The 17524-nt window shown below is 59.0% G+C and carries 18 protein-coding genes; 10 read left to right on the top strand and 8 right to left on the bottom strand.

Annotated features, from left to right (window positions below):
- Position 1: 1 nt before the first annotated feature.
- The 6 genes from ACFORG_RS22250 to ACFORG_RS22225 all read right to left on the bottom strand — a co-directional run bounded on the left by ACFORG_RS22250 (position 2) and on the right by ACFORG_RS22225 (position 6765).
- The gene (locus tag ACFORG_RS22250; protein ID WP_386737788.1) at positions 2–745 is read right to left on the bottom strand and encodes a hypothetical protein; all 744 of its coding nucleotides are present in this window, start codon (positions 743–745) and stop codon (positions 2–4) included.
- Positions 746–896: 151 nt separating this feature from the next.
- Positions 897–1415 (bottom strand): TetR/AcrR family transcriptional regulator, encoded by a 519-nt coding sequence (locus ACFORG_RS22245; RefSeq protein WP_386738081.1) that lies wholly within the window; start codon positions 1413–1415, stop codon positions 897–899.
- 330 nt (positions 1416–1745) lie between these two features.
- Positions 1746–3299 carry a phytoene desaturase family protein gene (locus ACFORG_RS22240; RefSeq protein WP_386737787.1) on the bottom strand — a complete coding sequence of 518 codons (1554 nt, stop codon included), beginning with the start codon at positions 3297–3299 and terminating at the stop codon, positions 1746–1748.
- Positions 3300–3457: 158 nt separating this feature from the next.
- A complete protein-coding gene (locus ACFORG_RS22235) occupies positions 3458–5191 on the bottom strand; it encodes an adenylate/guanylate cyclase domain-containing protein (RefSeq protein ID WP_386737786.1) in 1734 nt (577 codons plus the stop codon).
- 229 nt (positions 5192–5420) lie between these two features.
- Positions 5421–6443, bottom strand: coding sequence for a Gfo/Idh/MocA family protein (locus tag ACFORG_RS22230; RefSeq protein WP_386737785.1), 1023 nt, complete (start codon positions 6441–6443; stop codon positions 5421–5423).
- A 25-nt stretch (positions 6444–6468) separates the two neighbouring features.
- Positions 6469–6765 carry a putative quinol monooxygenase gene (locus ACFORG_RS22225; protein WP_386737784.1) on the bottom strand — a complete coding sequence of 99 codons (297 nt, stop codon included), beginning with the start codon at positions 6763–6765 and terminating at the stop codon, positions 6469–6471.
- 98 nt (positions 6766–6863) lie between these two features.
- On the opposite strand from ACFORG_RS22225, the gene ACFORG_RS22220 reads away from it, so the two are divergent.
- Positions 6864–7025, top strand: a complete 162-nt coding sequence (locus ACFORG_RS22220) for a LysR family transcriptional regulator (RefSeq protein ID WP_386737783.1) — start codon at positions 6864–6866, stop codon at positions 7023–7025.
- Between the two features lie 33 nt (positions 7026–7058).
- Positions 7059–7760, top strand: a complete 702-nt coding sequence (locus ACFORG_RS22215) for a LysR substrate-binding domain-containing protein (RefSeq protein ID WP_386737782.1) — start codon at positions 7059–7061, stop codon at positions 7758–7760.
- Here the strand turns inward: ACFORG_RS22215 and ACFORG_RS22210 are convergent, their stop codons facing one another.
- Together ACFORG_RS22210 and ACFORG_RS22205 are read right to left on the bottom strand one after the other, a co-directional pair.
- Positions 7761–8159 (bottom strand): hypothetical protein, encoded by a 399-nt coding sequence (locus ACFORG_RS22210; protein WP_386737781.1) that lies wholly within the window; start codon positions 8157–8159, stop codon positions 7761–7763. It abuts the gene before it with no gap.
- Positions 8160–8305: 146 nt separating this feature from the next.
- The gene (locus ACFORG_RS22205) at positions 8306–8593 is read right to left on the bottom strand and encodes a hypothetical protein (protein WP_386737780.1); all 288 of its coding nucleotides are present in this window, start codon (positions 8591–8593) and stop codon (positions 8306–8308) included.
- 628 nt (positions 8594–9221) lie between these two features.
- On the opposite strand from ACFORG_RS22205, the gene ACFORG_RS22200 reads away from it, so the two are divergent.
- The 8 genes from ACFORG_RS22200 (at position 9222) to ACFORG_RS22165 (ending at position 17516) form a co-directional block, all read left to right on the top strand.
- Entirely contained in the window at positions 9222–10169 is a 948-nt protein-coding gene (locus ACFORG_RS22200; protein WP_386737779.1) for an SDR family oxidoreductase, read from the top strand.
- A gap of 168 nt (positions 10170–10337) precedes the next feature.
- Positions 10338–11243 (top strand): AraC family transcriptional regulator, encoded by a 906-nt coding sequence (locus ACFORG_RS22195; RefSeq protein WP_386737778.1) that lies wholly within the window; start codon positions 10338–10340, stop codon positions 11241–11243.
- 171 nt (positions 11244–11414) lie between these two features.
- Positions 11415–13337, top strand: coding sequence for a DUF3604 domain-containing protein (locus ACFORG_RS22190; RefSeq protein WP_386737777.1), 1923 nt, complete (start codon positions 11415–11417; stop codon positions 13335–13337).
- Entirely contained in the window at positions 13334–14419 is a 1086-nt protein-coding gene (locus tag ACFORG_RS22185) for a hypothetical protein (protein WP_386737776.1), read from the top strand. The genes ACFORG_RS22190 and ACFORG_RS22185 overlap by 4 nt, the downstream gene beginning before the upstream one ends.
- A complete protein-coding gene (locus ACFORG_RS22180; RefSeq protein WP_386737775.1) occupies positions 14416–15000 on the top strand; it encodes a HupE/UreJ family protein in 585 nt (194 codons plus the stop codon). The genes ACFORG_RS22185 and ACFORG_RS22180 overlap by 4 nt, the downstream gene beginning before the upstream one ends.
- Before the next feature lie 88 nt (positions 15001–15088).
- A complete protein-coding gene (locus tag ACFORG_RS22175; protein ID WP_386737774.1) occupies positions 15089–15922 on the top strand; it encodes a peptidyl-prolyl cis-trans isomerase in 834 nt (277 codons plus the stop codon).
- Positions 15919–16944, top strand: coding sequence for a HupE/UreJ family protein (locus ACFORG_RS22170; protein WP_386737773.1), 1026 nt, complete (start codon positions 15919–15921; stop codon positions 16942–16944). Before ACFORG_RS22175 ends, ACFORG_RS22170 begins: the two co-directional genes overlap by 4 nt.
- A complete protein-coding gene (locus tag ACFORG_RS22165) occupies positions 16941–17516 on the top strand; it encodes a hypothetical protein (protein WP_386737772.1) in 576 nt (191 codons plus the stop codon). The genes ACFORG_RS22170 and ACFORG_RS22165 overlap by 4 nt, the downstream gene beginning before the upstream one ends.
- Positions 17517–17524 lie beyond the last annotated feature (8 nt).

Raw genomic sequence — 17524 nt, 5'->3', positions numbered from 1 at the left:
TCTAGTTGAGACGCTGCACCCGGATGGCGTTGCGCGCGCCATCGGGCAGCGTACGCGGTGCCAGAAACAGGGTCACACCGGCCCGGGTTTGGGCGGCCAGCAGGATGAGGTCTCCCATCGGCACGGAACAGGAGTACTGGTGCCCCGTCGACAGGTACTCGCGGTCGTTTCCAGTCGGCACGGCGCGAGAAGTGTTCGCACGTGGGTCCGAACCGCCCTGCTTTTCAGTCATCGACATGGCCGTTGTCACTGACTGCTTCGGATCGGCGGGAATGGGCTGCGGGTCGTAGCCGGTCGAAAGAAACTTATCGAACCACTGGTTCCCGATCTCGGGATCGCTCCGCAACAGCCGCACGATGGAAAAGCTCATTCCAGTAGGACACATGACTCCGGCCTCGGCCTGGTAACACATGCAGGACATCGCGGCCCGCGCCACCTGCGGGCGCTTTTCAGTGGTGGTCCAGGGCAGTCCATGACCCTCGGTTTTCGTCGCCGCGCCCATAAGCTCATGATAGGCTGGGTGGTAGTCAACAAATTCGATCCTCCGGCCAATTCGGTCATGGTTCTTCAGATCCGGTAGGCGTTCATTGGCGAGCCTTGCCAACTGCTGAATGCGCGCGCTTCCCGTCACCGCACCGCAATTGCTGAGTTTCTCGTCCGCCCACCCGGCCTCGTGCTGGTGAACGGCCGCTTTCGGGATAGCGTCATCGTCATAAAGACTTCGCTGGGAAACTTCAGGCGGCATGTTTTCGACGCCATGTGTCGTGAATCCGCGCCCCGCGTTGGGCCGCGGCAACCCGTACACGTAGTCGTTGCTTTGATCGTGGTCGTTTATTCGGGTTCTCCTCCCCATGGTCCGGTGATCGTTTGAATTCCAACAGCGTGTCGGCAGAAATTCAGGATTTCCGATCGAAGCTGCAGACCGCTGTCGGCCGACAGGGCCGCTTCGGAAACCATTGGAACACAAGGGCATCGACCAAAAGTCCGAGGACACATGCGGCGGAAATGCGCGCTTTCTCGGGACGAAACGCGCCGTTTTGAAGGCCGCCGGCGATGATCCGTTCGAACTCGTCGATGAACAAGGCGTGAGTTTTCTGTCGTACTTCGTCGACCTCAGCCGCCACGGGTTCCGCGATCACTGCGTAGGCTTTGATGGGGCCCTGCAGGGCCCGGCGCGCAAAGGTGTCAACGGCGCTAGAAAAACGGTGCTCTTCTGTGCCTTCTCCCTCGGCGATTGCGGCAATGACGGCGATCTCCTCTTTGGCAATGTCATTGAAGACTTCGACGTAGAGGTCGGTGATCTTGCCAAAATGCGTATACACCGACCCCACTGCGACGCCGGTCCCGGCGGCCGCTTTGTTCAGGGTGCAATTTGTCCAACCGCCCTGCTCCACCAAACCGCGCGCAGTGCGCAGGATCCGTGATCGCGTTTCCTAGCGCTTTGTTTCCACGAACTGGGTTTTTCGGTATGCCAATATTTCAGTCCCGTCTCATTTCTTTGTCGAAATGGCCCCCTTTTCGATGGCCCGTCAGTTTTGGCCCTGCGTCGAAAGGAACACCGCCACCAGAACACTGCATCGTCACCACTGAAGAAAACGGGCGTATCCCACTCATTTTATTAGAAAAATATGATTCTCTGGAAATCATTCGCTACGGCTCTGCACGCAAGACGACGTGAGAATTCGGGATCGTTGCAGAAAGCAATCTCCAGCGCACACTTCTGCTCGGTTCGTCGCTCTGGCCCGTTAGCTGGGAAGTTGTCGAAACAACCTTGGATCAACCGTAGCTGCGGCCAGGACACCGCCCCAAAGCGCACCGGGTATTCCCGGGGTAAGCACATCCTGACCGGCGAGAAACAGCCCCGGGACAGGCGTACGCGTTTGCAGCACTTCACTCATCAATCGTTCAGGCGTCGTGTCGATACCGTAGAACGCGCCCTTGTGATGCCCGGTGATTGAACGGGTTGTCAGGGGCGTGGACAGATTGCGAAACACGACGAGCTTGGCCAGTTCCGGGAAATAGACCTCGAACAGCGCAAACATCGCGTCCTCGACCCTTTTTTTGAATTTTTGGTAGTCTTTGCCCCGCGAATCCGGCTCCATCTCGGCCCATTTTTCCACCACGGACCAGTCAACCCATGCAACGATTTCGCCTGCGTATTTCTGCGCCGGACCGGGATCATGACCGGGATCCTTCAACGATGCGAAGGACACGAACAGGCCCGGCGGTGGCGTGTCAGGCGCGCCATCCCAGACGACATCGACCTTCCCGCCCGGATAAATCCAGTGGTTCGAACGCGTGGCGCCTGCCCGCTGGACATCCCCCTCGAAGCCCACGAATAGGCTGAAATGCGCGACGGAGTGCGGCAAAGCCCGGATCGCTTGGATCCAGTCCTGATTCCCGCAGTGTGCGGAAAGCAAGTTGTTTACGGTCTCACGCGCCCCGATATCCGAGACGACGGTATTCGCATGAATATCCTCCCCCTTTGTCGTTCGCACACCCACTACCCTGTCGCCACGAATCAACAGCCTATCGACCTTTGTGTTTGCCCGCGCTGCGCCGCCGGCTTTCGTGATCGTCGGCAGGATATGATCAGCGAAAGAAGCGCCACCACCCTTGGGATACCAAGCGCCGCTTTGCAGATAGGCTCCGGTAATCAACGCATGCATTGCAAAGCTTGCCTTACCGGGCCTGCCGCCGTGATCGAACCATTGCGCAGCAAAGGCTGCGGCCAGAACCGGATTGTCAGTGATTTCGTCAATCACGTCCTGTGTCGTCCGTTTGCACCATCGTTCGATTGCGTGGCCGTGCCACCACTTCAGAACCGTTCCAGCGAACTCGGGCATTGCGCGGGTTGAGGTGACTTTGAGAACAGCATCCCGCCCTTCCTTCAGCGCGGCGATCCAAGCATCGACAGCCTCTGCTTCTTCGGGGAACCGGTCCTTGAGATCACGTGAATAGGCCTCATAAGGTCGGGACAAGGCCAGCGGTTCGGCGTCGCCGATATGCAAAGTGTCATATATTGCGCCCATCGAGGCCAACTCGATCGGTGTATCCGACAACCAGTTCAGAATGCGACGTTCTCTATCATCTGGTGCGACACAATTGAGATAGTGAATACCCGCGTCCCAACTGAAGCCATCGATAGTGAAGCTATGGCTCAGGCCACCCAGCGTATTGTATTGCTCCAGCAGAAGGACCTTGTACCCGATCTTCGACAAAGCGGCAGCGGCAGCCATACCGCCAATACCAGAGCCGATTACGATTGCGTCCCAGTCGGTTTTGTCAGTGTCCGCCATGCCCGGTGCCTCTACATCTATCGGATCAAGAAATGGCTCTCCGCAACGCTCCAATAACATGTTGGCCAAGAGCTGCCTTGATAGCGATCAAGCGACTTGGGGGAAGGCGTTAGTACCTGACAAACGTGACCGGATGGGTCGACTACGAAACTTGACCATTACCCCTCGGGAACACCTGCTCGGCGCAGGCCTTCCAGGAACCCTTGATGCCGGGAATGGGTGGCTGGTGGCATGCTGTCGACAACGCGCCTTATTGTAAGGCCGGGATAGCTATGCATAAGCGCTTCGACCGCCTCGTCGGCCTCTTCGCGTCGGCCTGCATTGGCACAAAAACTGGCAAGGTCGCGATAAGCCCAAGTGACACCGGGCCCGGCGGTCAGCCCCAGTTTCACAAGCTTGATGGCGTCGTCGTATTCACCAAGCAATCCCTTGGCATAGCCCCGGCCAAATTGGATGTTGAACAGGAAAGGGTCGCGCGGGCTCAGATCTTCGGCGCGATCAAACGCGGCAAGACCTTCGGCAACTTCCCTGAGATACACGTGGTTCCACCCCAAACGCATCCAGCCCCAGGCTGAATTGGGATCAAGAAGCAGCGCCCGTTCAAGCAATGCTCCGGCGCGTTCGTGGTCGAGCCCGGTCATGCCCAATGCCGCAGCGATGGCAACCAGTGACGGCGCGTGCTCCCCTGCCGATAGCACAGCTTGCTCGGCATCCGATTGCGCGTTTTCCCGCGACTGTAGCGGTGTTTCGCTCCACATGTATGTTGCTTGTTGGGCAAAAGCCCAGGCGCGAAAGGCCTGTGCGCGAGAGTCACCCGGATCCCGCTTCATGGCAGACGTCAAAAGCTCGATCGCGCGTTCGTTCTCCTCCCGTCTATGGGCCCAAAAATGCGGGAAAGCACTCATGTAAAGCTCGTAGGCTTTGCGCTCCATCGGCGCCACGGCCCGAGCAGCAGCTATTTCTGATGCCCGGATCGAAGGTGAAATCGCACCTGCAACATGCGAGGCGATCTTGTCCTGAAGGTCGAACAGGTCCGTCAGTTCGTCATCATAGCGCTGCGACCAAAGGTTCGCTCCCGATATCGCGGAATTCAGTTGTACGGAAATCCGTACACGTGTGCCTGACCGGCGTATGGCACCCGTGACGACGTAACGGGCCCCAAGTTCGCGCCCAACCTTGCGGACGTCAACAATGCGTCCTTTGAAGCTGAAGGCCGATTGCCGTGCGATGACGGAGATGTCGCCGACACTGGACAGGGCCGAGGTGATCTCGTCCACCACGCCATCGGCAAAGAACTCGTCTTCGCCCCCGACTTCCTGGAAAGGCATCACAACGACGGCCGGGAGTTTCGCCGAACTTGCAATAATGTCGCCCGGGTTTTCTCCAATGACCCAGGCTTCGATCGGTTCGGGAATGTTTTTGACCGAAACCTCGCCAATTGGGTTCAGCACAACATCCACGCGACCCTTCACTTGGTCCCACGCTGCCCGTGACAGGCAAATTCCACCTACCGGGGCGATCGCCTCAAGCCTTGCCGAGACATTCACGGCATCGCCAAGAATGTCATTCTCCAGAACGACCACGTCACCGACATGCACCCCGATCCTGAACCGCAGCCGTTCCTCTTCCGGTCGATCTGTGTCACGGCTTTCCATTGCTTCCTGAATGGCAAGCGCCGTGCGCATCGCCTCGACCGGCGACTGAAACTCCGCCAGGAACCCGTCACCCATGGTCTTGACGACACGCCCACCAGACTGACGAACCAGGGGCTTCACAACCTCCGACCAGATCGTACGAAGACGAGAAACCACGCCTTCTTCGTCGGCGGTCATCAGGCGAGAATAGGCCGCCAGGTCGGCGGCGATGATGGTGGTCAGTTTCCTGATCGTCAAATCTCCCCGGAGGTCTCTGGTTACCTTGCGGCATATGCCGTCGGTCGGCAACAACAGGCTGTTCAAGCATGGACCTCAATACTTTTCTGCCCAGTCGAGGCCGGCTTTGTAGGGAGGCGGTTTGCCACCCCAGCCGCGCCACGGATTGAGACTGTCATTGGTCGACTTCACGGTCGGTGATCGAAATCCGCCAGCCTCACTCATTGGCTGGCGGAAGGATCATCTCTTTTCAGCGTCCTTGGCAGGCGAGCCAAATCGCATCCAGAAGGGTTTGTGTCGCGATGCTTGCCTCGGCACTCGCGGCGAAGGCACGCCGATCTCCGCCTGCGACCATCTCGGCAAAGTGCTGGATCATAAGGGTGTCCTGAGAGGTTTTCGAAGGCGTCTCCACAAATTCAAAGGCAGCACGATCAGCCATGCCTGCGCGGTGCGTGTATCCGGCCGGAATATCCGCGTTATTGAATGCGAAACTGTCGTTCCAATCCAGAACGAAGTCGTCCATCGTGATCATGCCTCTGGTCCCTAACAGGCTCAAATCCATGATCGCGGTTCCTGCCGTGTAACCAACGTCAAAGGTCGAGGCTTCTCCGCTTTCGAAACCGACGAGGCCCGAGACGCGGATTACGGCGCCCGTCGCGGCATCGAATTCCGGCACAACGGCGATCTTGTCAAACTTGCCCGCGGGCCGCAGATACTCGACAATCGCCCGCATCGAATACCAGGCCATGTCGCCCACAGCGCCCATCGGCTCCTGCGAAAGATCGAAGCGGATGTTCTCGCGGTCATCGAACGGGAAGTAGAAGGTCGTATGCAACGATTTCGTTTGTCCGATCTTCTTCGGCGCGGCCGCAAGGATCGCCGCAGTCCGTGGGTGGTGGACGAAATGCGTGGCGTCCATGAACAGAACACCTTTTTCAGCTGCCGCGTCCGTCATGCGCTTTGCCGAGCCTGCATCGAGAAGAGGCTTGTCGACGAGGACATGCTTGCCGGCATTTATTGCCGCAAGCGCAACGGCCTCCTTGGCCGAGGTTGGCGTTGCGACATAGACAGCGCTGACATCCTCACGTGCCAAAAGAGTATCAATCCCCTCGACCGCCTCCGTTCCCGGCCGTTCAGCAACAAACTGCCTTGCATTGGCCAGCTTGCGGCTCGACACAGCGCTAAGCCTCGCACCTTGGGCTGCGACGATCGCGTTGGCCACGATCCCCGCGATGAAGCCGGTGCCGACGACACCGAATCCGAGTTCCGACATGTTTGGTTCTCCTGTCAAAAAACGATCAAGAAATCTGTTGCAGCGGGTGCACTTCGCCGTTTGCAAACGCCCCGTTCCCGATGCGGGCATTGAACGATTGGATGGCCTCTCCGGCCATGTGGGCTTCCCACGACTCCCTCGTTTTCCATTCCTCCACAAAGATCAGGACGTCGGGGTCGTCGGTGCCACGAAACAGGTCATAGCTCAGGCACCCGGCTTCTTTCCTCGTGTCCTCGACCAGTTGCTTCATGTGATCGACAAGGCGGTCAGCCTGCCCGGGGGTGGCCACCATCCGGGCGATGATCTTCAGTGTTTGGTCCATTTGTGCATCCTCTTTTGTTGGCTGAGGCTCACTTAGGACTTGGCAAAGCAATCAAGAAATTGATTGAATGGGGCTCAGAAATCGATCTCCCGGGTATCATGAAATACGACCTGAACCTGCTGGCCGTCTTTGACGCGATCATGCAAGAGCAGAACGTAACCGCCGCAGCCAGTAGGCTGGGGCTTTCGCAATCCGCGGTCAGCGCGGCCTTGGCGAGACTGAGAGCAGCTTTCGACGACGAGCTTTTCCTGCGCGCCTGATATGGCGTTGTACCCACGGAAAAGGCGCGTTCGATGGCTCCGGAAATCTCCGAAGCCTTGGACAAGCTACGGCATGTCTTCGAGGAAAGGCCCAGATTCAACCCGGCTACGGCGCGGCGAAACTTCCGGATTGCTGCGAGCACCTATTTCGAATGCGTTGTGATTCCAGCCTTGATGGCGCGCGTCAACTCGATCGCACCACAGGTCAGTCTGGCTGTCGAACCATTGGGCCCAGACCTCGATTCCAGGGCGCTGGCGGCAGGCGAGTTCAACCTCGCGCTCGGACGCTTTGACAACGCCCCCGAAAGCCTTGTGATCACTCCGCTCATGAAGGACGGGTTTGTTTGTCTCGTGCGCAAAGACGTCCTTCCCGGTCAAAGCGCCGTAACCCGAGAACAGTACGAGAGTTTGCCCCACGTCGCCATCTCGCTGCCCGGGAAATGGCGCACGGGTCTTGGTCATACGCTAGGTTCGGTCGGCCTGAAGCGCCACGTCGCCTTGACCGTGTCGCATTTTCTCGCAGCTCCATTAGCAGTAGCGGAAATCGGCGGGATCGTGACACTTCCAGCGCGGGTCGCAGAAATCTTCAGGAACGATCCGAACTTTCGGCTTCTGCCGCCGCCTGTCGATCTAGGGAAGTTTCCAATGCAAGTTGCATGGCACCCCCTGCATCGCGCCGATCCCGGTCATGTCTGGCTAAGGGACGTGATAAACGAAGTGTGTCGTTCGGTCTGATTATATGCACATCAGATGGTTAAAGAGCCGAGCCGTCCCGACCTCGAAGCGCGCAGAAAGATTGACGGCCTCTGTACTCGCGCGCCCGCAACTCCCCCAAGGCCATCTTTCCCGACAGAGCAATTCGAGGATTACCAGAAAAAGCGGGAAAACCGGTTCGCGCAACTCGATCTTGTTCTCGGCATTGACGCTGCCGATCACATTGTCACTCTCGTAGAGTTCACAGGCATAATTCGCCAGCAAATCGACCGCTATGATACCGCTCTGATCACCAAAGAGGTCGTCCGGTTTGACAGCCGCGTCCCTGCCGCCACCTTCGACGAACTCACTCTTCGTGGCACCGGGCACCAGCACCTTAGTGCGAAGCGGTTTGCCCGCAGCCTTGGCGGATGCGGCCATGCATTCGTTAAACGATGAGGCGTAGAATTTCGTTGCGCAACGGGTGATTGCCCGAACGAACTGGTTGTGGCCACCCACCGAAGAGACGTTTACGAGCGTTCATCTTCGTCCGAATGGACCTTTGCAAAGTACAGCGACAGTTCGGTCTAGGCTCTGACAATCAGGTTAATTGTCGAGGCCGGGTTGTTGGTAAGCACGCTCAAATCACGCGTGGCCATCGTCCCATAGCGTTTGGCAGGCTTACCAGGAGCTGAAAGGTCGTTCATGTCGACGATCACATCGACGTCTTGCCGCTCCATGACACTATCCCTGATCTCATTCAATTCGACTAAATGCCAAGCGGCCATTATCAGGTTGCGGCCTTTCGCAGTGGATTTCCATGCGAGCGCCTTACCGATGCCAAGGCTTGTGCCGGTGTTTGCAAGGTATTGCATGTATTTCTCCAGTACGTGCAGCGCATTTCAGTATTCGAACGCACCCCGGATGGGATGCCTGTTCTGGGGATTGCGGATCCATTCCAGCCATTCACAAGCATTTCGGGGTCCGGGCGAGCGCAGAGACCATTCTCGATGCCGAAAACATCCAAGCGGCGCTTGTCATTGAACGCGAAAAAACCGCGCTCGGCGAAGTTGCGATCGGGTTCCTGCTCTAACCGCAGAACGGAGATGTAAAGGCCAAGCCCGGCCATGACGGGTTCCGACAGGCTGCGCAAAAGCGGAAAAATGTCGCCCAGCTTTTCTCGGTGCCGGACATGATGCTTGGCCCTGTCAGTTGCGATCCGACCAGTTCAACATCCGCCGACCTGTCTTTCGTTCTGCCGTCGAGGGCAAGCCGGGCCGGATCTCGAAGCATTGCAGGAATAGGCAAACCTTCGGCAGGAATGAGGCTGTGAGCACCTTGACCGGACGACTATTTCTCTGGCCGAGGCGGCGTCAAATGAATGCAGACGCGGGTAAACCCCTCTTCGTACTCGCCCCTCCGACCTGCCGTCCGAACGACAAGCCTACGACATCACGCAAACGTCACTCGTAAGCCCAATTCCTAATCCAAAGAGGTAGAACGATGAAAGAAGATCGCAGAAACGCCATCAAGAGCATTACCGGACTGTCCGCGGCGGCCGTCATGGCCCCCGCCGTCGTGGCCAACGCCCAGGAAACCACACCAACGCAGGTCTCCGCCGACGATCAGGCGGCGCCCAAACCAAAGACAAGCAATCCGCAGCGTATTCTTGTAACCGGCGCGGGCAGCGGTCTAGGCCTTGGAACAGCGATCGGCTTGGCCGAAAACGGGCACAAGGTGATCGCCAGTGTCGAGATCTGGCCACAGGTAACGCTGGTCAAGAAAGCCGCCGAAAGCGCGGGGGTCGAGATGGACATCATCAAGCTCGACGTGACGGACAAGCAGGATCGTGAATACGCCGCGAGTTTTGACATCGATATTCTGGTCAACAACGCTGGCATCGGTGCCACCGGTCCGATCGCGGAAATCGACGTCAACTATTTCCGCGAAGTGATGGAGGTGAACACCTTCGCCGCCATCGAGCTGACCCAGCTATTCGCCCGACGGTTCGTGGAACGGAAATCGGGCAAGATCGTTTTCGTGTCTTCCGTCGCTGGACTCACGACCTTCCCGTTCCTTTCCCCCTATCACGCGTCCAAGTTCGCGTTGGAGGCCGCCGCACAATCCTTCCACAACGAACTGTCCCCACTGGGCGTGCGTGTCTGCACGATCAATCCCGGTCCCTATGACACGGGCTTCAACGACCGGATGTATGACGTCGTTGACCAATGGTACGATCCGAAGGTGAACTTCACACCGGAACAGCCCATCCGGGACATGCAGGCCTCGATGGCCGAGCCGGGTTTCCAGCTTGATCCGCAGGGCATGATTGACATGATAGTAAAGGTCATCCCGATGCAGGATAAGCACAAGTTCCGCGTCATGCTGCCGGAAGACTTCATCGGGTTTTCGAAGGACTACCAGAACAATCTGTGGGAAATCGAGGTCTGAGGCCCGCCATCACGCGCAGCTTGTACAAAAACAGGAAGGTTCCCCAGAACGGGGAACCTTCGACAGGCATTTCCGGGAAGATATCTGTTTTTCAGCCGAGGAAAGGGCGTGCATGGTTGAAACCCTGTGGTGCGCATGCCCAGTTCAAGCAAAACTCGGTGGTGCAGGATGAGTTACGAAGACAAGTTCCAGACGCTCAGGGAGATTTACAGCTTTCCCGATTCAGCCGGAGTTGTGGAGACATGGCTCAAGAGCGTGCGTTTTTTCTGGGCGACCAAGCCGGTGCCGCGCGCGCCGCTGCTCTATGGCTCAGGGATGATCGTGATCGGCCAAGGTCACAAGATCGGGTATCTGAACGGCTCCGAGTTCCGTTATGACAAGGATCACTACCTCGTGTCGAGCGTACCCACGGCGATCGAATGCGAAACCCATGCCAGCAGGGAGAATCCGATCCTCGGGATATTCATCGACATCGACACTTCCAAGCTGCATCAACTGATCGAGAAGGTCGAACAACATGCGCCGGCCTCTGTACCGGGAGAACGCGACATCTATTCCGGCATCGAACCCGTCAGGATGGACCGTGAAATGCAGAAGGTCGTTGAACGGCTCTTGATCTGCCTTAAGTCGCGCCTCGATTGCGACGTGCTGGGCGCGTCCTTGGTCGAGGAGATCACCTATCGCGCTTTGCTGGGCGGCCATGGCAAGGCGCTGGCCGCACTGACGGAACAGGAAACCCATCACGCCCGCGTGGCGCAGAGCCTTGCCCACATCCACACGCATTACATGAACAGCATCTCTGTCGAGGATCTGGCGCGAGAGGCCAATATGAGCGCCTCTTCCTTCCATCGCGCCTTCAAGACGGTAACGGGCGAAAGCCCGCTGCAGTACCTCAAGAAAGTCCGTCTGAACAAGGCGCGGTTCCTGATCGTGCGCGAAGGTCTTCGCGTCGGCAGCGCGGCCAACCAAGTGGGATATGAGAGCGTCTCCCAGTTCAGCCGGGAGTTCAAACGGTACTTCGACGTGGCACCAAGCGCTGCGCAAAGCGGCGCCTATGCCGAGATGTTTCGGTAGGCTAAGGCCAACAGAGGGCTTGCGCCAACCCTTCATCGGTCGCGGTTTCGTCCGGGTCAGACTCGCGGCCTAATATGCCCACGGGGAGAATTTGGCAGTTTTCCGGTAGAATCGAATAATCCTGTGGTATCGTAGGTTTGGAATACGTGCCTTGCTGCAGGATTTTTTGCCATGAACCGAATTTCACTTATTGCCATCATCGCCGCCTCACTTTCGGTATCACCCGCCGCGGCCCAATTCCTTCCTTCCGAGCAAAGCCTGCAGGGGCTTTATCCGGGCGACACCTACTCTCCCTTCGCGCAGCGTGCCTTTCCCAGCCAGGTCTTTTGGGGCGACACGCATTTGCATACGTCGCTTTCCCCCGATGCAGGATTGTTCGGCAACACGCTGGGGGTAGACGAAGCCTGGCGCTTCGCACGAGGCGAGGAGGTGACATCGGCCACCGGCCTGCCTGTCAAACTGGGAAGGCCGCTCGACTGGATGGCGCTGACCGATCATTCCGACATGATGGGTTTTGCCACGGGCCTGTTCAACGGCGACCCGGCCATCACGAGCAGCGAACAGGGAAAGGGATGGTACGACGCGTTCCAGCAGGGCGGCGATGCTGCAACCGCCGCAGCGCTTGACCTGATCACCAACTTTTCGCAAGGCACGCTGGATCCTGCATTGGTCGAGGCCTACTCGCCTGGCTCCACCGCCTATGGCAGCGTCTGGCAAGAGGTCGTCGATGCCGCCGAGCGGTATAACGAACCGGGGCATTTCACCGCGTTCATCGCCTATGAGTGGACGTCCCTTGTGGCGGGCAACAACCTGCACCGCAACGTGATCTACCGCGACGGCGCGCGCCGCGCCGAACAGATGATGCCGATGGTCACCCAGCCTCCGGTAGGTTCGACCGACCCGCTCGAACTCTATAAATGGATGCAGAATTACGAGGACAAGACCGGCGGCAACGTTCTGGCACTGGCGCATAATGGCAACCTGTCGAACGGCATCATGTTCCCGGTCGATGAACAATACACAGGTCGTGCGATCGACGAGACCTATGTCGAGCAGCGTGCGAAGTGGGAGCCTCTCTACGAGATCACCCAGATCAAGGGCGATGGCGAAACCCACCCTGCCCTGTCGCCTGAAGATCAATTTGCCGACTACGAGACATGGGACGCTGGTAATCTTGACCTGAGCGAGGCGAAAACCCCTGACATGCTCAAGGGTGAGTACGCGCGCGAGGCCTTGAAGCAAGGCTTGGGCCTCGAGGTGAAGCTGGGCACCAACCCTTACAAGTTCGGCTTTTCCGGCGCCACTGACAGCCACACCTCGCTGTCGACCGCGGAAGAGGACAATTATTTCGGCAAAGCGGCCTCGGCCGAGCCGTCGTTGACACGAGTGACCCACCCCTTCACCGAGACTGAGAACGGTATCTTCCCCGGCTGGTCCCTCGTCGCCTCCGGCTATACCGGCGTCTGGGCAACCGAGAACACGCGCGAGGCCCTGTGGGACGCGATGGCCCGCAAGGAGGTCTATGCAACCACCGGCCCCCGCATGATGGTGCGTTTTTTCGGCGGATGGGAATTTGACGACAATGATCTGCGCTCGCGCGCACCTGCCTTCGCAGGCTACGAAAAGGGTGTACCGATGGGCGCTGACCTGCGCCCGGCGCCGGGGCCTGATGCCGCGCCCAGTTTCATGGTTTACGCGTTGCGCGATCCGATCGGCGCGAACCTCGATCGCATCCAGATCGTCAAGGGATGGCGGACACCCGATGGCACATTACAGGAAAAGGTTTATGACGTCGCCTGGTCGGACGGGCGTGAACCGGATGGGAACGGCGTGCTGCCTGATGTCGGCACGACGGTTGATATCGAGGCAGCCAACTGGACCAACACGATCGGTGCTTCGGAGCTTGCCAGCGTATGGACCGATCCCGATTTCGACCCAACGGCATCGGCCTTCTACTACGCGCGAGTGATCGAGATACCGACACCGCGCTGGGTACTCTACGACAAGGTGCGGCTTGGGTCGGAAATCCCAGAGGAAGCGGCGCTGACAGGTCAGGAGCGGGCTTATACCTCGCCCATCTGGTACACGCCGTGAACGCCTCGCTTCGTGCACTCCTCCCGCCGGTCGCCGCGCTCTTTCTGGCGGCACCGGCGCTGGCCTGCACGGTCTGTCTGGAAAGACCGGAAAAGACGCTCGCCGACCGCGTGCTGAATGGCGATGGGGTGGTCATCGCCCGAGAAGACCCCGAGGATCCGTTCCACTATCGCCCGGTATCTATAATCCATGGCACGGTTGCGGGTGTCGATATCCCCTTTCTGGTCGACAGCACGACCCGGCGCCGATTGAGTTCGAACCCCGAAAACGGGGTATTGATGGTACGAGAGGGACAAATCTGGACGAGGGCCGGCTTTGCCGATGCCGAATGGCGCGAAGTGGTCGGTCGGATTATCGCCAGCCGAGACGAATGGGACAATAATCCGGAAGCACGGTTCGCGTATTTCGAGGAACTGCTTCATGGCCAGAACGCATTCCTGCGTCACATCGCTGTCGATGAGTTGAGCCGCGCCCCTTATGGCCAGATCCGCAGCATGCGAGAGCCTATTCCGGGTCAGGTTGCCCGGCAGGCCTTGTCGGACAAGTCACTGCTTCCCTGGCGCGGCTTCTTTATCTTAATGTTGGGAATGAGCACCGAGCCCGATCACCATGAGATTGTCAGAGAGCGCATGGCTACGGCAAAACGCTACAGCCTCGGCAAGGAGTTCGAACCATGGGCGACGGCGTTTGTCGAAGTTGATGGTGCCCATGCTGTTGAATGGCTGATCAGCGGATGGTTCGAAGCCCCGGGGGCAAGCACCCAAGAACTCAGAGCGGTCACAGCGGCCCTGACCGCGCATGCGCGGTATGGTGATCCAGCCTTGCGGGAAGAGATACTCGACGCACTCGGCGCCTTGCCACGGCAACGCCCGGACGTGGTCGGGACTGTCGCAACAGCCTTGGCCGAGATCGGTGATTTCTCGCGCGGCGAGGCTATCAGGTTGGCAGTGCGACGGGACACATTGCGGCGAACCGGGGTCGAGATCGCGCCCGAAGAACTGTTCGCCGCATCAAGTTACGTCTATCGTGCGCGTCAGGCGAATAAAACACGAGCGCTGGAACAACAGGAGTCCGAAGGATGAACAGATCCCTTGTCTTTGCCGGCATCGCGCTGGTTCTGGCGGCCCAGACGGCACAAGCCCACACCGGTGAGGGCCTTCAAGGCGGTCTGGTCAGCGGTCTGACACATCCACTGTTCGGGTGGGACCACGTCGTCGCGATGGTGGCCGTGGGCCTCTGGGGGGCGTTTCTGGGCCGGCCTGCGATCTGGATACTTCCAGTGGTCTTTCCCGTGGTCATGGCGCTTGGCGGGGCGCTCGGGGTTCGCGGCATGCCGCTTCCAGCGGTTGAGACCGGCATTGCAATGTCGGGCGTTGTTCTGGGCCTTATGGTGGCGCTTGCGGTCAAGGCGCCGCTTTGGGTCGCGGCGATAATTGTCGGTGTGTTTGCCGTGTTCCATGGCCACGCGCATGGGACCGAGCTACCGGGGGCCGCAAACCCTTATGCCTATGCTCTGGGCTTTGTCGCATCAACCGGGTTCCTGCATCTTGCAGGGATCGGTTTTGGAGCCCTCACCCTTCGGCCTTGGGGCACCTATGCGGTCCGGGCTGCCGGGGTCGTCATCGCTGCGGTTGGCGCGGCCTTCCTGACCGGCGTGGCCTGAACGCGGCCCTTTGGCGCGTCGGCAAATGGTTGCGGTACGGACGCGGCCATGACCTAATGGGAACCACAGCCATATCTTTGAAATTCCCATGATTTCTTTTCTACGCGAACCGCTCTTGCACTTCTTCGTTCTGGGCGCCTTGATTTTCGGCCTCTTTGCGGTGTTCGACGATACACCACCGCAGGTCGCGTCGAACGCCATAATCGTCAACGAGAATGACGCGCAGCGACTGATCGACGAATTCGAAGGTGTCTGGAGACGTCCGCCCTCTGAACAAGAGTTGGAGGCACTCATAGACCAGTTCGTTCGCGAAGAAGTCTATGTCCGAGAGGCCGAAGCGCTTGGCCTTGACCAGAACGATGCCGTCATCCGGGGTAGGCTACAGACGAAAATGGAGTTTCTGACCGAGAGCGGGGCCGAAGCGGTTCAGCCGGACGACGCCACTTTGCAGGAACATCTCGAAGAGAACAGTGACAAGTTCACCCTGCCCGGACTTATCGCTTTCGAGCAGGTTTTGCTGGCGGAGACGGCCGACGACGATGCAATTCGCACCGCACGCGACGAACTGTCGAAGGGAATATTCCCAGAGCGCTATACCCGTGCAAGCCTGTTGCCCACGTCGATCAGGTTGAGCCCGCGCCGCGTGGTCGACGGGACATTTGGAACCGGGTTCTTCGAAACGCTGGAGGGGTATCCTGTCGGCGACTGGGCAGGGCCGCTCGAGTCGTCATATGGGATGCATCTTGTCCGGGTAAAGGATCGGCGCGAAGGCCGTCTGCCCGAACTGGCCGATATCCGAGGCCGGGTCGAGCAAGATTGGCGCGTTGCCTTCACCGAGGAGTTGCGGCTCGAACGGTACCGTGCGCTTCTCACGCGCTACGAGGTCGAAAGACCAAACGCGGCAGAGGTTCTTGGGCAATGATCCTCCGGGCAGTGTTTCTTCTTGTCTTTGCACTGACCACACTGTTCTCCACACCCGACGCCTCGGCGCATGCGCTTGAACCGGGGTATCTCGAACTCGACCATGTAGGCGGCGATGAGTGGCGGGTGACATGGCGAAAACCGCAGGTCGGCGGAGAGCCGATGCGCATTGATGCGCTGCTACCCGAGGCCTGTGACCCACGCAGCGGCCCGGATCCTGCATTTGACGGGCGTGCCTTTCTGACTGGCTGGATAGCAACCTGCCCGGGCGGCCTGGCAGGGCAGACCGTCGTTATCGAGGGGCTGGAGCGCACGCGCACCGATGTCCTTCTCAGGTATACGCTGGGGCCAGACGAAAGTGCGCAGACCGCGCGTTTGACCGCCGCCTCGCCCAGCCTGACCATCCCCGAAAAGCAGGGTTGGATCGGGATATTCGGCAGCTACTTTTCCTTGGGCGTCCATCACATCCTGATGGGTGTGGATCATCTGCTGTTCGTGCTGATGCTGTTGCTGCTGATCCGCGAATGGCGTCCGCTGTTGGCCGCGGTGACCTCGTTTACCATAGCGCACAGCTTTTCTCTGGCTGCGGCAAGCTTCGGCTGGATCATCGTACCTGCACCGCCGGTTGAGGCGATCGTCGCCCTGTCCATCACGTTCCTCGCGGCCGAGTTGTTGCATCCAGAAGGAGACAAGAAACGACTCTCCGAAAGATACCCTTGGGTGGTTGCCTTTGCCTTCGGGCTTCTGCACGGTCTCGGCTTCGCCCGTGCCTTGATAGAGGTTGGGCTGCCCGAGGGAGATGTGCCGCTGGCGCTGCTCGCTTTCAATGTCGGGGTGGAGGCAGGACAAATCCTGTTCATCGTCGTTGCACTTGCACTCGGCGCGGCGATCTCTCGGCTTTATCCGGCAGTGGCATACGTCTTTGGCAACTCTGCCCGCGCAGGCCTTCGCATACTTGCCTATGCGGTGGGAGCCATGTCGGCCTTCTGGGTGATCGAGCGCGTGGCGGGTTTTGTCGCATGAAACGGATACCCTTTGCGCTTGCCGCGCTCTTGGCGCCATCCCAGGCTCTGGCGCATGACGCGTTTGGTGATCTCGGCCCGTTTTACGCCAGTTTCCTTCATCCCGTTGTGGACCCGTTGCAGGCGGCGCTGCTCACAGGCGCCGCTGCCTTGCTTGCCCGCAGGCCCGAAACAGAGGTTCGCCTGGCCCTCCCTCTTTTCATTTTTGCGGGTGTCATCGCATATTTGGCGAACACTGGTATCGACTATGCAGTTCTTCCGGTCATTGCCGCATTCGTTGCGATGATCGTCGGAAGCGCCGCGGCTTTGCCCCAGAATTTCCTGCCCGGTTGGATCGTTCTCGGGGTGGTGACACTTGCAGGAGCCATTGCGGGGCTATTGCCTGACCCGCTGCCCGATGCACTTGGAGGTATCCTGCCCCATCTCGGCACGATCCTCGGTCTCGCAGTGCTGACTACCCTGGCTTGGATCACATTGGACGCCGCGGCCCGAAGGTTCACAGCCCTCGTGCCGGCGATTACCGGTTCCTGGGTGGCGGCCTTATCGATCTTTGTCGTCGCCCTGACCGCCTGAACGCCGTA

Source organism: Lutimaribacter marinistellae, assembly GCF_042648365.1.
GTDB classification, from domain to species: domain Bacteria; phylum Pseudomonadota; class Alphaproteobacteria; order Rhodobacterales; family Rhodobacteraceae; genus Lutimaribacter_A; species Lutimaribacter_A marinistellae.
This window is presented reverse-complemented; position numbering and strand designations above follow the sequence as displayed.

Coding starts and splice junctions, on each gene's coding strand:
- ACFORG_RS22250 (WP_386737788.1), bottom strand. CDS start 745: ATGCCGCCTGAAGTTTCCCAGCGAAGTCTTTATGACGATGACGCTATC.
- ACFORG_RS22240 (WP_386737787.1), bottom strand. CDS start 3,299: ATGGCGGACACTGACAAAACCGACTGGGACGCAATCGTAATCGGCTCT.
- ACFORG_RS22230 (WP_386737785.1), bottom strand. CDS start 6,443: ATGTCGGAACTCGGATTCGGTGTCGTCGGCACCGGCTTCATCGCGGGG.
- ACFORG_RS22225 (WP_386737784.1), bottom strand. CDS start 6,765: ATGGACCAAACACTGAAGATCATCGCCCGGATGGTGGCCACCCCCGGG.
- ACFORG_RS22220 (WP_386737783.1), top strand. CDS start 6,864: ATGAAATACGACCTGAACCTGCTGGCCGTCTTTGACGCGATCATGCAA.
- ACFORG_RS22215 (WP_386737782.1), top strand. CDS start 7,059: ATGGCTCCGGAAATCTCCGAAGCCTTGGACAAGCTACGGCATGTCTTC.
- ACFORG_RS22210 (WP_386737781.1), bottom strand. CDS start 8,159: ATGGCCGCATCCGCCAAGGCTGCGGGCAAACCGCTTCGCACTAAGGTG.
- ACFORG_RS22205 (WP_386737780.1), bottom strand. CDS start 8,593: ATGCAATACCTTGCAAACACCGGCACAAGCCTTGGCATCGGTAAGGCG.
- ACFORG_RS22200 (WP_386737779.1), top strand. CDS start 9,222: ATGAAAGAAGATCGCAGAAACGCCATCAAGAGCATTACCGGACTGTCC.
- ACFORG_RS22195 (WP_386737778.1), top strand. CDS start 10,338: ATGAGTTACGAAGACAAGTTCCAGACGCTCAGGGAGATTTACAGCTTT.
- ACFORG_RS22190 (WP_386737777.1), top strand. CDS start 11,415: ATGAACCGAATTTCACTTATTGCCATCATCGCCGCCTCACTTTCGGTA.
- ACFORG_RS22180 (WP_386737775.1), top strand. CDS start 14,416: ATGAACAGATCCCTTGTCTTTGCCGGCATCGCGCTGGTTCTGGCGGCC.
- ACFORG_RS22175 (WP_386737774.1), top strand. CDS start 15,089: ATGATTTCTTTTCTACGCGAACCGCTCTTGCACTTCTTCGTTCTGGGC.
- ACFORG_RS22170 (WP_386737773.1), top strand. CDS start 15,919: ATGATCCTCCGGGCAGTGTTTCTTCTTGTCTTTGCACTGACCACACTG.
- ACFORG_RS22165 (WP_386737772.1), top strand. CDS start 16,941: ATGAAACGGATACCCTTTGCGCTTGCCGCGCTCTTGGCGCCATCCCAG.